Origin of the sequence: Nonomuraea sp. NBC_00507, from assembly GCF_036013525.1 — a bacterium.
GTDB lineage: Bacteria > Actinomycetota > Actinomycetes > Streptosporangiales > Streptosporangiaceae > Nonomuraea.
In genome coordinates this window covers 11,042,386-11,056,396 of sequence record NZ_CP107853.1, presented here as the reverse complement: position 1 = coordinate 11,056,396, position 14,011 = coordinate 11,042,386, and the positions used below count along the sequence as shown (strand labels likewise).

Annotated in this window: 14 protein-coding genes; 9 read left to right on the top strand and 5 right to left on the bottom strand. The window is 68.5% G+C overall.

The window, feature by feature from the left end; translation table 11 throughout:
- Positions 1 to 3: 3 nt before the first annotated feature.
- On the bottom strand, positions 4 to 1,569 hold the full coding sequence (locus OHA25_RS52700; RefSeq protein ID WP_327584388.1) for a hypothetical protein: 1,566 nt from the start codon (positions 1,567 to 1,569) through the stop codon (positions 4 to 6).
- Between the two features lie 251 nt (positions 1,570 to 1,820).
- Between OHA25_RS52700 and OHA25_RS52695 the strand changes: the two genes are divergently transcribed.
- From OHA25_RS52695 to OHA25_RS52660, 8 genes are all read left to right on the top strand, one after another.
- A complete protein-coding gene (locus tag OHA25_RS52695) occupies positions 1,821 to 2,834 on the top strand; it encodes a LacI family DNA-binding transcriptional regulator (RefSeq protein ID WP_327584387.1) in 1,014 nt (337 codons plus the stop codon).
- 182 nt (positions 2,835 to 3,016) lie between these two features.
- Entirely contained in the window at positions 3,017 to 4,351 is a 1,335-nt protein-coding gene (locus tag OHA25_RS52690; RefSeq protein ID WP_327584386.1) for a sulfatase family protein, read from the top strand.
- Between the two features lie 48 nt (positions 4,352 to 4,399).
- Positions 4,400 to 5,905: an ABC transporter substrate-binding protein gene (locus OHA25_RS52685; protein WP_327584385.1), complete on the top strand. Its 1,506-nt coding sequence runs from the start codon at positions 4,400 to 4,402 to the stop codon at positions 5,903 to 5,905.
- Positions 5,906 to 5,953: 48 nt separating this feature from the next.
- Complete coding sequence (locus OHA25_RS52680) at positions 5,954 to 6,946, top strand: hypothetical protein (protein WP_327584384.1); 993 nt, start codon at positions 5,954 to 5,956, stop codon at positions 6,944 to 6,946.
- A gap of 2 nt (positions 6,947 to 6,948) precedes the next feature.
- Positions 6,949 to 7,902, top strand: coding sequence for a carbohydrate ABC transporter permease (locus tag OHA25_RS52675; protein WP_327584383.1), 954 nt, complete (start codon positions 6,949 to 6,951; stop codon positions 7,900 to 7,902).
- The gene (locus OHA25_RS52670) at positions 7,899 to 8,876 is read left to right on the top strand and encodes a carbohydrate ABC transporter permease (protein WP_327584382.1); all 978 of its coding nucleotides are present in this window, start codon (positions 7,899 to 7,901) and stop codon (positions 8,874 to 8,876) included. Before OHA25_RS52675 ends, OHA25_RS52670 begins: the two co-directional genes overlap by 4 nt.
- A gap of 12 nt (positions 8,877 to 8,888) precedes the next feature.
- Positions 8,889 to 9,650 (top strand): NAD-dependent epimerase/dehydratase family protein, encoded by a 762-nt coding sequence (locus OHA25_RS52665; RefSeq protein WP_327584381.1) that lies wholly within the window; start codon positions 8,889 to 8,891, stop codon positions 9,648 to 9,650.
- Positions 9,650 to 10,264, top strand: coding sequence for a YesL family protein (locus OHA25_RS52660; RefSeq protein WP_327584380.1), 615 nt, complete (start codon positions 9,650 to 9,652; stop codon positions 10,262 to 10,264). The genes OHA25_RS52665 and OHA25_RS52660 overlap by 1 nt, the downstream gene beginning before the upstream one ends.
- Positions 10,265 to 10,324: 60 nt before the next feature.
- On the opposite strand, the gene OHA25_RS52655 is transcribed toward OHA25_RS52660, so the two are convergent.
- The 3 genes from OHA25_RS52655 to OHA25_RS52645 form a co-directional block, all read right to left on the bottom strand.
- Positions 10,325 to 10,549: a hypothetical protein gene (locus OHA25_RS52655; RefSeq protein WP_327584379.1), complete on the bottom strand. Its 225-nt coding sequence runs from the start codon at positions 10,547 to 10,549 to the stop codon at positions 10,325 to 10,327.
- The gene (locus OHA25_RS52650) at positions 10,546 to 11,439 is read right to left on the bottom strand and encodes a hypothetical protein (RefSeq protein ID WP_327584378.1); all 894 of its coding nucleotides are present in this window, start codon (positions 11,437 to 11,439) and stop codon (positions 10,546 to 10,548) included. The genes OHA25_RS52655 and OHA25_RS52650 overlap by 4 nt, the downstream gene beginning before the upstream one ends.
- A 165-nt stretch (positions 11,440 to 11,604) precedes the next feature.
- A complete protein-coding gene (locus OHA25_RS52645; RefSeq protein WP_327584377.1) occupies positions 11,605 to 12,516 on the bottom strand; it encodes a glycoside hydrolase family 16 protein in 912 nt (303 codons plus the stop codon).
- A 235-nt stretch (positions 12,517 to 12,751) separates the two neighbouring features.
- Between OHA25_RS52645 and OHA25_RS52640 the strand changes: the two genes are divergently transcribed.
- Entirely contained in the window at positions 12,752 to 12,913 is a 162-nt protein-coding gene (locus tag OHA25_RS52640; RefSeq protein WP_327584376.1) for a hypothetical protein, read from the top strand.
- Positions 12,914 to 13,001: 88 nt separating this feature from the next.
- On the opposite strand, the gene OHA25_RS52635 is transcribed toward OHA25_RS52640, so the two are convergent.
- Positions 13,002 to 13,976: a GNAT family N-acetyltransferase gene (locus OHA25_RS52635; RefSeq protein WP_327584375.1), complete on the bottom strand. Its 975-nt coding sequence runs from the start codon at positions 13,974 to 13,976 to the stop codon at positions 13,002 to 13,004.
- Between the last annotated feature and the right edge of the window lie 35 nt (positions 13,977 to 14,011).

Below are 14,011 nucleotides of genomic sequence, written 5' to 3'. Positions count from 1 at the left end.
TGGTCATTTCTCGGCGAGGATGAACTGCGGATAGTCGCGCACGTCGAGGTCGAAGCGCTCGGCGCCGCCGGGTCCTGGGCGGGTCACGAGGAAGCGGGAGCGGCCGGTCATGGGGTCGACGAGCACCGGTCGTTTGCCGAGCGTCTTGTTCACCGCGAACGTGGCGCGGCGCGGCGCGAAGTTGTCGCGCGGCGGCGCTGTCGACCATACCGCGACCAGGGCGCGCCCGTCCGCGGTGACCAGGCGTTCGGCCCGCAGCTCCTCCTTGACCAGCGTGTTGGCGTTGACCTGCTTGACATAGCCGGGGAGGGTGCCGTCCAACCTGGTGGCGATGGCCAGGAACTCCGGATCGGGCGTCGCCCGCCCGCCGGTGAGCGCGCTGATCCTGCCGAGCACGAAGAAGCCCTGCTTGGGCCGCAGGTCGTCGGTCACGACGCCGAAGGTGTCGCCGTCGCGCGCCGCGTTATGCCCCTGGTCGGCGAGGGTGTAGAGGAACGTCTTGGTGGCGGTGAGCAGGCCCAGGACCAGCATCCTGGCGATGGTCTTGGCTTGCTGGGTCTCGCTCATCGGCTCCAGCGTGTCGGGCGGGAACTCGCGTTGGGACAGCGTGGGAAGGCCGATCTCGGTCATCCAGACCTGCAGGTCGGGCCTGCCGAGCAGCATCCTGCCCTGGCGAAGGTAATCGCTCATGGCCTGCTCGAACTCGACGTCGGAGGTGGCGAAGTCGCGGAACTTGGCGTCTCCAGTGCGCGGGGTGTATTCCGGCGGCAGCCCGTGCTTGTAGGTGTAGTGATGCATACAGAGCGCGTCGATGCGCGGCGCAGACCGCTTGATCTGGCCCATCGCCTGGCTCTCCACCTGGATTCCGTTGACCAGGAACACGTTCGGGAACTCCGTCTTGACCTGCTCGCAGCACTGCTCGGCGAACCGCGTGTAGGCATCGAGCCAAGGGCCGCCCCAATACTCGCCGCCGTAGTGCGTCTTCCATTCGCTACTGTTGTTGGGCTCGTTGTCGAGCATGAACGCGCCGACGTCCTCACCCCACTCGCCGATCGCCGCGCGTACCATGTCGACCCATCCCGAGACCTCTTTGTGGGTTCCGAGGTGGTTCCGGTTGCTGGTCGTGAACAGAGGCTTGATGCCCGCTTTGAGATCGGCGTCCACCCAGCTCTTCAGCATCGCGCCCGGCTTGCCGGCGCTCCAGTCCCAGTCCTCGTGGCGGAATCCGGTGCGCACCCACTTGATACCGGCGGCCACCGCGAACGGGAGCAGGTTGTCCGGCGTCATCCATGGATACCGGTCGACGAACTGGAAGTGGCCGATGGTGCCGAGTTGCGAGCTGTCCGGGCGGCGCGCGGGGTCGAGGGTGTCCAGGTCGATACGCTCGGTCACCGGCCCGGTGAAGAACTTCGACCGCAGCTCGGCCACAGGATCCTCGAGCGACCGCGCGGCCCGCGCCGTACCGGGACCACCGAGGGACGTGAGCCCCCAGGCGCCCACGCCGCCGGCCATCGCCGTGCCGAGGAACCTGCGCCTGGGCAGTCCGGCCGGCCCGCTCGTGTTCATCATCCGCCTCCTCTGTGTGGGTGTCCGCCGCGAGGACTGGAGATGGTGTGCGCCATCACAGGAAGCGCGCCTGATTGAGCAACGTTACCGTTAACGTTGTCTATCGTCGTGGTGGGCGCTTTCGCTGTCAACGCTTCGCCTAGAGTTACCGATAACTGATCCACGACTCGGGCTCGTCTCCGCGAATGGGGGAGGGGAGGACCGGGAGACAAATGACGGAGCCTGCGTACCCCGTGAAGAAGAAGGATCCGACCATGGCTGAGCGCCGCCCGACCGTACGGGACGTGGCGAGAGCGGCGGGCGTGAGCGCCATGTCCGTGTCCCGGGTGCTGAACGGGCAACCGGGTGTCGGACCCGAGACCGCGCGGCGGATCGAGGAGGTCGTCAAGGCCCTGGGCTTCCGGCCCAACAAGCTCGCGACAACCCTGCGCAGGCGGCGGGGAATGTCGCTCCTCGGCATGGTTGTTCCCTATCCCTACACGCCGCTGTTCACCGCACTCACCGTCGAGGTGGACGAGCTCGTGCGCGACGAGGGGCTCATCGTGGTCACCGGGAGCTCAGACCGCGACGTCGACCAGGAACGTGCCCTGGTCGGGGCCTTCATCGAGCGGGGCTTCGACGGGATCCTGCTGTTCTCGGAAGACGCCGACCACCGATACCTCAAGCCCGAGCTCGACAGCGGCCGCCCGGTCGTCTTCCTCGGCAGCCCGCCCGTCGGTGTCGAGGCGTCCACCGTCCTCGTCGACAACCGGGGCGGCACCCGCGACGCGGTGGAGCACCTGCTGCGGCACGGCCACCGCCGCATCGGGATCGTGACGAGCGTGGACATGTTCCCCGCGGCGGAGCGGCTCGCGGGCTACAAGGAGACACTGGTTCGCGAGGGCGTCGGGGACGATCCCAGCTTGATCCGCATCGGGCCGATCACCCCGGAGTTCGGCCAGGAGGCCGCGCGGTCCCTGCTGGAACAGGACGACCCGGCCACCGCCATCTTCAGTACCAACTACCTGCTCACCAGGGGCGTTCTCGGCGCCATCCGGTCGCACGGCCGCCCGGTCGCGCTGATCGCCTTCGACGACTTCGAGGCCGCCTCGCTGGTCGACCCGCCGATCACGGTGGTGACCCAGGATCTTCCCGCGATGGGCAGGCACGCGGCAGAGATGCTGCTTTCCCAGCTCACCGGTGTCGGCGAGCGCGAGCGCCCCGCCCGGGTGGTCGTTCCCGCACATCTCGTCCCGAGAGGGTCCGGGGAGCTCCCGCCGGCGAGCTGACGGCCGGCCCCTACGTGCGTGTGGCGGCTGAGTTCCGCCTGGACCTTCCACTGGCATAGCCGGTACGTTACCGTTAACGTACGGCCCGATGGAGGCCGCGACGCGCATCCGCAGCGCGTCACAACCGATCACCGAACGCGCGCCGATCCCGTGGGAGCCGCGCGGATAGGAGTCAACAGACCGTGGAGCGACCGCCGGATGTTGTCCTGATCCACTGTCACGACCTCGGCAGGTTCCTGTCGTGCTACGGTGCTCCGGCGATCCCCAGCCCCAGCCTGCACGCGCTGGCGGAGCGGTCGGTCGTCTTCGACAACGCCTTCGCGACCGCCCCGCTCTGCACGCCCGCCCGCTCGTCGCTGTTCACCGGGCTTTCCCCCCACGTCAACGGGTTGATGGGTCTCGCCCACGCCGGATGGCGCTACCGGCGCAGCGTCGCCACCATGCCCGAGCTGATGTCCGGTCTCGGATACGACACCGCGCTGATCGGCCTGCAGCACGAGCATCCGAACCCCATGGTCCTCGGGTTCGACGAGGTGCACGGCGCGGGATTCCTGCCCAGGGCATGGCCCGTCGCCAGGGAGACGGAGGCATGGCTGCGGAATCGTCGAGAACGGTCCCGGCCGTTTCTCCTCACCGTCGGGATGTGGGAGGTGCACCGCCCCTGGCCGGCCGAGGACTACACCCACGCCGACCCCGCCGCCGTCGAAGTCCCGCCGTACCTGCCGGACAACGCCCACACGCGAGAGGACCTCGCCGCGTTCTACGGCGCGATCCGGCAACTCGACGCCGCCGTCGGGCATGTGATCGACGCGATCGACCGGCACTGCGACCCGGACCGCACCGCCGTGGTGTTCACCACCGACCACGGCGCGGCGCTGCCCCGGGCGAAGGGCACGCTCTACGACCCGGGCGTGGAGGTCGCGCTCATCGTCCGTCCGCCCGCTGCTTGGGGAGTGCCTCCTGGCAGGCGTGGCCAGGCGGTGAGCCATCTGGACATCCTGCCGACCTTGCTGGAGATGGCCGGAGGCTCGGCAGGCCCCGGTCACGAGGGCCGCAGCATCGTCCCCGACCTGCGTGGTGCGGCCGGTCCTCGCGACCGTACGCTCTTTCTTGAAAAGAGCTTCCACGACCGCTATGACCCGATGCGGGCGGTCCGTACCTCTAAATACAAGTACATCCGGAACTTCACCGACGGCCCCGCCCTGGTCCTGGCCAAGGACATCGAGGAGTCGCCGTCCCGGCGTGGGTTCGGCGATGGACACCTCGCCCCCCGGCCTCCGGTCGAGCTCTATGACCTGCGCAAAGACCCGTGGGAGCAGCTCAACATCGCCGCTGAGCCCGCGATGGCCGAGACCGTGGCCTCCCTCGACGACCGGCTGCTGCGGTGGATGAGGGAGACCGGCGATCCGCTCCTCGACGGCCCCATCCCCGTGCCACCGCGTGCCTCGCGGCTCATCGACGCCCAGGACGACCTGCCCGGCCGGTCCGACCGGAGCGGTACGCCCCATTCCATGTGATCAGCGACCGGCCTCGTCGGCGCGGTCGGCAGTTGAAAGGTGCAAGAGATGTCGACAAGCGTCTCATCGGGAACAGTACTGTCCCGCCGCGGTGCGCTGGGGCTTCTCGGCGCGGCGGCGGCGGTTCCCGTCCTGGCGGCCTGCGGTGGCCGGAACCCCGCCGAGCGGAGCTCCGCCGCAGTGACCCTCGCCACCACCATCGCGACCCAACAGGACCAGAAATTCCTGACGGAATGGCTGGGCAGGTTCACCGAGCAGACCGGCATCCAGGTGCGCACCCGTTTCTATCCGGACCAGCAGTATGCCAACTCCATCCAGCTCCTCTTCCAGGGCGATGACAGGCCCGACGTCTTCCGCCTGGTGAAGCAGCCGGCGGAGATGCCCGCGGCCGTTCTGAAGGGCTGGATCCAGCCGCTCGACGGCTTCCCCGAGCTCATCACCACCCTGGAACGCGACTATCCCGCGCAGGCCCGCGACGCGACGACCAGCGGCCTGCACGTGGGAGAGGACCTGTATGGCATGCCGTCGCTGACCCACCGGCCGTGGGGGGCCTGCCGCCCGCTGATGTACAACGCCGCGCTGATGGACAAGTACGGCGTCGGCACGCCGCCTACGACCTGGAGCGAATTGCGTGAGGCGGCCGAGAAGATCACCCGCGATGCCAAGGGCGAAGTGTTCGGCTTCGGGCTGGTGGGCCAGATCCCCGAGCCGCTGGGGGTGACCGTGTACGCCCTGCAGAACACCGCGGGCCCGCAGATGACCGACCCCTCGGGCACGCCCATCAACTACCAGACCGGTGAGCCGGGCGCGGGCCATCCTTCGTTCGTCGAGGCCGTTGCCCTGCTGCGGGACCTGGTCGCGCGCAAGGTGGTGCCGGTCGGGTGGGAGAACCTCAAGCCGCCGCAGTTCTTCCAGCAGTTCGCGTCGGGCAGGGTCGCGATGGCGGTGATCCCCTCCTGGTGGTCGGGAGAGATCCGCAAGCTCAAGCCGGACATCGAGCTCGGATACGCTCCGCTGCCCGTGCCCGACTCCGGGCGCAAGGGCTACGGCGCCATCGGCGTCGCGAAGAACCCGGGGAGCATCCAGCCGTACTGGGGGATCAGCAAGGGCTCGGCCAACGCGGCGGCCGCCGCTCGGGTGCTCGCGTTCCTCGCCGGGCTGGAACCGCAACGCGCCTACTACGAAATGAGCAAGATACCGACCGCACTGGCCGACAAGTACGCCGACCGGCTCAGCCAGGACGACCGGCGGCTGCTCGAGCTCGCCCGGGAGACCCAGCGGCTGGCCCCGAACCCGCTCACCCGGAGCTCAGGTGCGATCACGGTGCTGGCCGGGATCGCACAGAACTCCCCCAAGCCGACCCAGGCGGAGATCTTCTTCGACGCGATCAACGGAAAGATCGACTACAAGGCCGCGGCGGACGAACTCGACGCGAAGCTCGGCAGGGTCTTCGCCGAGGAACTGAAGAAGGTCCAGGACAAGGGGGTCGACATCGATCGCGGGACCTTCACGTTCGCCGACTGGGATCCGATGAAGGATTACACCACCCGCTGACATCCGATGATCGGCCCACGCACGCAGACCCGAAAGGCGACTTACCGCATGACACACCGGACCTTCGGCCGGGTCGACGCGTTCGACCCCGAGCAGGGCCTGCTCGTGATGCCCCCGGAGACCACAGGCGCCGGCTACTGGACAGGCTGCCCAGGCGTCCTGTACGAGCCCGAGCGCGGGCGCTTTCTGATGACCTATCGGCAGCGGCGGCCACGCGGCGACGCCAGGGAACGCGGCTGGCGATGCGCCATCGCGGAGAGCGCCGACGGACTCTCCTTCACCGACATCTGGGCGGTGGAGAAGGAGGAGCTGAAGACCTCCTCCATGGAGAGGTTCTGCCTGCTGCCCGACGGTGACGGCTACCTGCTCTACCTCAGCTACGTGGATCCGGCCGACTCGCGCTGGCGCGTCGACGTGTGCCGCGCGGGCGGCGACGCCGCCTTCGACGTCGCCACGGCGGAGCCGGTGCTGACCGCCGCGAGCACCGGCACGGAGGGGGTCAAGGACCCGTACGCGGTGCGGATCGGCCCGGCGATCTACCTGTTCGCCAGCTTCGCCGCCGACGCGGGACTCGACGAGGCCGCACGCGCGCGGGCCCACTCCACCGGCGACATCTACAACGTCGGCGGCACGAGTTGCCCCACCGGCCTGGCGATCGGCCTCGACGGCCGCACCTTCGACTGGCGCGGCCCCGTGCTGGAGACCGGCCACGGGTGGGATCGGTACCAGGCCAGGCTCAACTCCTTCGCGGCGCTGCCCGGCGGCGGCTACCTGGGTTTCTACGACGGATCCTCCGGCCCTGCGGAGAACTACGAGGAGCGCACCGGCCTGGCGCTTTCGTTCAACCTGATCGACTGGCAGCGCCTGACACCCGCAGGACCGTGGGTGACCTCGGGCACGAACACCGGCTCTATCCGCTACATGGACGTCGTCCCCGTGGGCGAGCAGTGGTGGCTGTACTACGAGATGACCCGTGCCGACGGCTCGCACGAACTGCGCGTGACCCGCATACCGCGCCCCACCAGCGAGAAGGGAGATTGATCGTGGGCGTGCTAGGCGTCGCATCCGCCAGGCATGCGGCACTGGCGGAGGGCGGCCTGTGGGCGCGGATCAGGAAGCACCGATGGCACTACGCCTTCCTCGTCCCGATGCTCGCGCTGTTCCTGGTGTTCGAGCTGTGGCCGATCGTGGCGACGGTTTTCTACTCGTTCTACAACTGGGACGGGTTCGGCCCGCTCACCGACTTCGTCGGGTGGGACAACTACGTCGAGGCCATCGGCGATCCGGCGTTCGGGCAGTCGTTCCGCAACACCTTCGCCTTCACCGCCGCCGCCCTGCTCATTCAGCTTCCGCTGGCCCTCGGGCTGGCGATGGTGCTGAACAACCGGGCGCTGGGCGGGCGCAACGTGTACAGGATGCTGTTCTTCCTGCCCGTGGTGTCGACGACGGCGGTGGTCGGCGTGGTCTTCCTGATCTTGCTGTCCCCTGTGGACGGACCGGTGAACGCGGCCCTGACCGAGCCGGGCGTGGTGGACGAGCCGATCAACTTTCTCGGCTCGGAGAGCCTGGCCCTGCCCACGGTGATCGCCGTGGACCTGTGGAAGGTGTTCGGGGTCACCCTGGTTTACTGGCTCGCTGCGTTGCAGACCGTGCCGCGCGAGCTGCTGGAGGCGGCCAAGGTAGACGGCGCCTCCCGGTGGGGGTCCTTCCGGCATGTGACGGTGCCGACGCTGATTCCGCTAGGGGTCGTCATCGTGCTGCTGACCACCATCCAGAGCTTCAACGCCTTCGACATCGTGCAGACCATGACCGCCGGCGGGCCGGGCGGAGCCTCCGAGATCGTGCAGACCTACATCTACCGCACCGCGTTCGATCCCGCGCAGTTCGCCCCGCGTTACGGCTTCGCCTCCGCGATCGCGCTGATGTTCGGCGTCGTGGTGGCGCTGGCCGCCGCCTTGCAGTACCTCGTCACCCGTCGCGTCAGAGACAGCCGATGAACCACGACCGGACCCACGGCCCCGCGCGGGCCGATACCGAGGAGGTGACCGCTTCGATGGCCGCCACCAGAACCAACGACAGGCTCCGCACCGGAGCCGGCGCGCCGGCCCAAGGCAGCGCCCCAGCGGGGAGCCCCGGCCCCCGCCGAAGGCGGCGGCTGGGGCGATGGGCCCTTCACCTCGCGCTGATCCCGCTCGCTGCGATCTGGATCTACCCGTTCCTGTGGATGGTCTCGGCCGCGTTCAAGAGCCAGTCGGAGATGTTTCTCGGCGGCCTCGATCTCCTCCCCGACCAGGTCAATCTGGACAACTTCGCGCGCGCCTGGGACGCGGCCAGCTTCGGCCAATACATGCTCAACAGCGTCATCGTGACCTTCACCGTGGTGCTCTCGGTCATCGTGATCTCGTCGCTGGCCGGCTACGGCCTCGGCCGCGGCCACCTGCCCGGCAAGAAGGTCCTCGTGGTGGTGCTGGTGGCGACCATGTTCATCCCCAAGATCTCCACCATCATCCCGATCTTCCTCGTGGTCGACGCCCTCGGACTGGACAACAGCCTGGCCGGGGTGATCCTCGCCGAGGCCGGGCCCGCCCATGTGGTCGCGATCCTGCTGTTCATGGGCTTCTTCGCAGGGATCCCGAACGAGCTCGAAGAGGCCGCGCTGATCGACGGTGCCGGCCATCCCCGCATCTACGCGCGCATCATGCTGCCGCTCGCCAAGCCCGTCATCGGCACCGTGGCCATCTTCAACTTCATATCCTCGTGGAACGCCTTCCTGGTCCCGCTGGTGTTCACCCTCACCAATCCGGAGCTGCGCACTCTCGGCGTCGGCATCTACGCGTTCTTCGGCGAGTTCAGCACCGACTGGCCCGGCCTGGCCGCGGCGGCCGTACTGACCATCCTGCCGATCATCGTGGTGTTCCTCTGGCTCCAGCGCTTCTTCGTCTCCGGCCTCGCCGGCGCCGTCAAAGGCTGAGAGGGGGCACCCATGGACGACCGCCAAGAGGGCCGCAGGCCGTGCGTCGTCGTCACCGGAGGCTCGGGGCGCGTCGCCACGCTGCTGCGCGCCGGCCTCGGAGAGACATTCGACCTGCGACTCGTCGACTGCAGGCCGGGCGAGGACGTCCTGGTGGGCGATCTCGCCGACCCCGAGTTCGCCGCCGCGGCCGTGTCGGAGGCCGACGCGATCGTCCACCTGGCGGGGCACGCGTCGCCCGACGCGTCCTGGGACATCCTGCGAACGGTCAATGTCGACCTGTCCGTCACGATGTTCGAGGCGGCCAGACGCGCCGGAGTGGGCACCTTCGTCTACGCCAGTTCAATCCACGCCTCCGGCGGCTACGATCTGGACGGCATCGTGCCGGTGCGGGCGTCGTGGCCGCCCCGCCCGTGCTGCCTGTACGGCGCGAGCAAAGCGGCGGTGGAGGCCATCGGGAGCCACTACGCCGACACGTACGACATCGCGGTCACCTGCCTGCGTCTGGGCTGGACCCGGCCACGCCCGCACCTGCCTCGCGCCCTGGTCGAGTGGCTGAGCCCCGGTGACCTGGGCAGGCTCGTCGCGGCGGCGCTGCGCAGCGACCAGAGGTTCGGTGTCTACTACGGCGTCTCGGCCAACGCCCGCGGCCGGTGGGACCTCGACACGGCTCGCCGCGAGATCGGCTATGCGCCCGCGGACGACGCGGAGGACTATGTTCATGAGATCGACTTCGCCGCCGTAGACTCCTCACTCTGCCGTCGCGGGTTGTAATGGCGGGCGAAATCGAGATCGGCGGCCGGTTCGGGCGGCTGTACCAGATGCTCGACTGGGCCTACCGGCTCGCGGTGGTCAACTTCCTGTGGATCGCGGGTGTGCTGGCCGGGCTGGTGATCGCCGGCCTGGCCCCCGCTACGGTCGCGGGGTCCTGGCTGCTGCTGGAGTACTGCCGCGGAAACCGGCCACGCCCCTGGCATGGCTTCTGGCGACAGTGGCGCGACTGGTTCCTCCCTGCTCAGCTCAGTCTGGGCGTACCGCTCGCCACCGTCTTCGTACTCGGCTTCTACCTGGTGACGGCGGCGAGCCAGGCGGCGCTCGAGTTCCGGGCGGCGGCGGTGTCCCTGGCGATCCTCTCCGCGGCCTATCTCGCCACGCTCTCGTATCTGCCGGCGGTGCTCTGCCACGTCGGCCTGGGACCGGTCGCCGCGTGGCGGACGACCGTGCTGGCCGCGTGGCGGCAGCCCGTGATCACCCTGGCGCTGCTGGTGGCCCAGGCGCTGCTGGTGGTGGGTATGGCCGTCGTCTTGCCGGCCGCGCTGCCGTTCTTCGCCTACAGCGGCCCGGCCCTGCTTGCCACCCGGGCGGCCCTTCGCGCCTTCGGCCGGTGACCTGATTCACCGTCCTGCCACGCGGGCCTCGCCTCTTCTCCCGCTTCGACGTGGGTGTGCTCACATGTTTCGGAGGATGATCTCGGGCGTCCGCGGGGCCACGCTGGTCTCGATATCCAGCTTCTCCGCCGCGCTGATCAGCGAGAGGTTGTGCAGAATGGCGGCCGATTCGCGCCACCAGGAGCGGGCCTCCTCGGTCTTGCCGAGGTCGGCACAGGCGCGTCCGAGGCTCCATTTGACTTCCGCCTCGTCGTAGGTGCCCAGGTTGCCAAGCTCGTGGGTCACCCGCAGGGCCTGCTGGAGGCGCGTGAGCGCCCACTGGGTGTGTCCCGCGAGACGGAGTGCTTCGGCGAGGTTGCCCAGCGCCGGAACACGACCCCCAGGTTGGTGAGATTCATTCCCTCGCCCATCCGGTCACCCTGCCCTCGATCGAGCGCGAGGGCTTCGTGGAAGCGGTCGATGGCTTCCTCGAATCGGTGCGACCGCGCGTAGGCGATCGCGATCCTGCCCAGCTGAGCCGACTCCGAACGCGTGTCGTCAAGCGATCGGAAGGCGAGGAGAGCCTGGCACATGTGCGCGATCGCCTCGGTCTGCAGACCCAGATTGGAATTCGCGTCGCCGAGCATCTGGTGGGCGACCGCCTGGTGGAGCGAGTGGCCGGTGCTGGCCGCGGCGTTGACCGCCCGCTCGCCGATCACCCGTACCTCCGTCCAGCGGCCCCGCACGGTCAGCACGGAGTACAGAGCGGCGGCCAGTACGACCGTCAGCGTGGGCCCGTCGCCCCGGTTGAGGTCCAGACGCCACGGATGACGCGAGTTGGCCAGACGCGCGGCGGCCCGCGCAGTGGCGAGGTAACAGTGCAGGCCACGCCGTATGGCTTGGCGACGCTCCGCCTCGGCGTCTTCTTCCAGGGCGCGTTCCCTGGCGAACAGGCGGAGCAGGTCGTGCATCCGGTGACGGCCTGGGGTGTGTGACTCGGTGAGCCGGGCCTCGCAGAGTTCGTCGAGAAGGGCCTCGGCTCGCCACTGGGGAACGTCGGCGAGGGCGGCGGCGACGGGCGCATCGATGTCGCTCCCGTCCAGTAGAGCGATGAGACGGAACAGGTGCCGGTGGTCGTGATCAAGACCGTGGTAGCCGACGGCGAAGCCGGCTCTGACGCCCCTGGTGGGCACCATCGAGGGACGCGGGCATCCTGCGGCTGGTTATCAGCACGCCGCAGCCGGGGGCCGGCCGGCAGTAACGGCCGTACCTGTGCGGTGTCCAGGGCGTTGTCGAGCACGATCAGCAGTCGCTTTCCGTTCGTCAGAGACCGGAACCGCGCTCAGTCTTGAAGAGAGGGTCTATTGCTCGGTCAGGTTGTATACGCGCACCCAGTCGACCTGCATGCTGGCCGGCAGGTGTGAGTCCACCGGTATGCCGGCGTTTCCGTTCACGTTGAAGATGAGCGGCCGCGGCTGGGTCACCAACTCGGGTATGAACGTCGCGCCGTAGGTCCAGTGGGGCACACCGTCGAGGTAGAACCTGACGAACCCGCCCGGGCGGCCCGACCCGGTGCCCTTCTTTCTACGCTCAAGCCCATAGACGTGGTAGCCCGCGTCCAGGTTCGATCGGCTGAGCCAGTCGACGTTGGCCAGGGACGTGTGCGAGTCGGCGGGAGGTCCGGGCTGCGATCCGGGTTTCTTGTACCACAGGTGGAAGCTGTTGTGCACTTCGTTCGGCTTGTCCAGGGGACGCAGATACTCATGCATGTCGATTTCCACGTTCGGGTTCAAGGCGGGATCGGGCACGTCATACATCCAGATCGCCGAGTTGACGTTCGCGACGTGCGGGATCATCCTCGCGCGGACCTCGATGTAGGTGTCCTCAGCCATGTAGAACTTTGACCTGACGTAACCGCCGGTGTAATTGACACCTTTGTACGGCTCTTTCTTGAGCCAGATGTGAAGCTTGTCCCTGTGCACGGTGGCATTGTCCGGCTTGAACGCGACGATGTTGTTGTTGATCTCGATCCAGTGTTCTGTGGACCACTTGTCGGTGTCCAGCGCGTCTCCGCGAAAGTCGTCGCTCTTCGCGGGATCCAGCGTCCAGGTGAATCCGGCCGGGGGAGCCGGGAGTACGGGCGGCGCATCCCCGTGCGGGGGCCAATCAAGCGACTCGGTGGCATCCGCCACGCCGCCGAGCGCCAAGGCGCCGGCCGCTCCCGCCATGGCCGTACCCAGGAATCGACGGCGGCGCAGTGCACGCTCACTCATGGCGAACCTCCCTTGTGATCGTTCCTGGCGAGTACGTTAACGGTAACGTTCGAGGGAGTCAACGCTTCGTCGAAGCGATCTCATCTGGGCCATGGCGATGGCGGAAAGGTGTCAGCGGCCGGCGGCCGACCCCTGAAAGAGGATCTTCATCTGGGTCGGGTCGCGCGCAGACGTTGGCGTTTCCAGCGTTACGTATACGCCGTAGACAAGGACGTGTACGCCGGCACCGCTGCGGATGAACCACGTCTTTGTCGCGGCGGCCCAGAAGATGAACTGGCCGGTAACCTACGAGGAGTTCCCAGACGCGGAGCACGTCGAGTCGTGGAACTCCGACCCCGCCCGCTACGAGAAGGCGGTTACCGACTTCCTCACCCGCACGGTGACGAACTCGCGTTGACGCCGAATTCCCGATGGCCATACGCATCGGTGTCGCCCGCGCCTCTTGATCACATGGTCCATCCTTCCTGGCGACGGGTCTTCCACGCCTACAGCGCCAGCCGCCACTCGTTCCACTCGTCGAGGAGCTCGAAGCCCATGGCTTCGTTGATGGCGAGCATGGGGCCGTTCGAAGTGGCGTTCCAGGTGATGATCCGCTCCAGGTGGGGCTCCCGCTCGCGCAGCCAGAGCAGGTTGGTGAGCTTGAGCAGCAGCCCCAGGCGATGGCCCCGGTGCTCGCGCAGCACCATCGTGTCCGCCTGGTTGCCCCAGCCGTCGGAGCGGTCGGCCTGGAGGTAGACGCGGGTGTAGCCGGCGGGAGCGCCGTCGGAGTCACGGCGGGCGATCGTGGTGTAGCAGGTCACGCCGTTGGGAGTGATGCGCTCCTCGCGGTCGCGCAGGCGTTCGGCGCTGAAGACCGCGTTCTCGAGGTCGGCGTCGCGCGGAGCGTCGTTCATGCCGTTCATCAGGAGGGCGAGATCGGGCACCAGCTCAGGGCCGGCGGGTCCGATCCACCGTTCCAAGGAGTAGCCGTCGGCCTGGGGGAGCATGCGTTCCAACGCGCCCCAGTCGGCCGTGCGCAGGTCGAGGGTGCGGCGGGCCTCCGCGAGGGACACCGTCATGCCGCGCGCCCGGGCGAACCGTGCGCCGACGCCGGTGCCAGGCGTCTCGGCGAGCAGCAGCCGCCTCCCGTGCCCGCGCAACCGGTCCAGGGCGTGCTCGAACAGCGCCGTGCCGAGCCCGCGGCACCGGCGCTCTGGCCTGACCACGAGCGGGAACAGCCACCCCATGTGGGTGTTGTCGAGCCTGGGCAGCGCCAGCCCGTAGCCGCCGGCCACCTTGCCGTCCTCCACCACCGCCCATGCCTCGGTCAGCTGCCCGGGCAGGTCTGTGCAGACCTCGCGGCGGAACACGGGGAGGGAGAGCAAGGGGCCGGGATCGTGGGAGTTGGCCGCCACGTACGCGTCGTGCAGACCCGCGATCAGATCCTCGTGCCGGCCTGGGTCGATGGCTTGGATCCTCATGCGGCCAGCAAAGCGCACCCGCGGCGGCCGGAGCT

Bases quoted from the DNA above. Each gene is read 5' to 3' on its own strand.
- OHA25_RS52635 (WP_327584375.1), bottom strand. From the start codon at position 13,976: ATGAGGATCCAAGCCATCGACCCAGGCCGGCACGAGGATCTGATCGCG.
- OHA25_RS52670 (WP_327584382.1), top strand. From the start codon at position 7,899: ATGAACCACGACCGGACCCACGGCCCCGCGCGGGCCGATACCGAGGAG.
- OHA25_RS52645 (WP_327584377.1), bottom strand. From the start codon at position 12,516: ATGAGTGAGCGTGCACTGCGCCGCCGTCGATTCCTGGGTACGGCCATG.
- OHA25_RS52680 (WP_327584384.1), top strand. From the start codon at position 5,954: ATGACACACCGGACCTTCGGCCGGGTCGACGCGTTCGACCCCGAGCAG.
- OHA25_RS52700 (WP_327584388.1), bottom strand. From the start codon at position 1,569: ATGATGAACACGAGCGGGCCGGCCGGACTGCCCAGGCGCAGGTTCCTC.
- OHA25_RS52650 (WP_327584378.1), bottom strand. From the start codon at position 11,439: ATGGTGCCCACCAGGGGCGTCAGAGCCGGCTTCGCCGTCGGCTACCAC.
- OHA25_RS52640 (WP_327584376.1), top strand. From the start codon at position 12,752: ATGAACCACGTCTTTGTCGCGGCGGCCCAGAAGATGAACTGGCCGGTA.
- OHA25_RS52695 (WP_327584387.1), top strand. From the start codon at position 1,821: ATGGCTGAGCGCCGCCCGACCGTACGGGACGTGGCGAGAGCGGCGGGC.
- OHA25_RS52660 (WP_327584380.1), top strand. From the start codon at position 9,650: ATGGCGGGCGAAATCGAGATCGGCGGCCGGTTCGGGCGGCTGTACCAG.
- OHA25_RS52665 (WP_327584381.1), top strand. From the start codon at position 8,889: ATGGACGACCGCCAAGAGGGCCGCAGGCCGTGCGTCGTCGTCACCGGA.
- OHA25_RS52685 (WP_327584385.1), top strand. From the start codon at position 4,400: ATGTCGACAAGCGTCTCATCGGGAACAGTACTGTCCCGCCGCGGTGCG.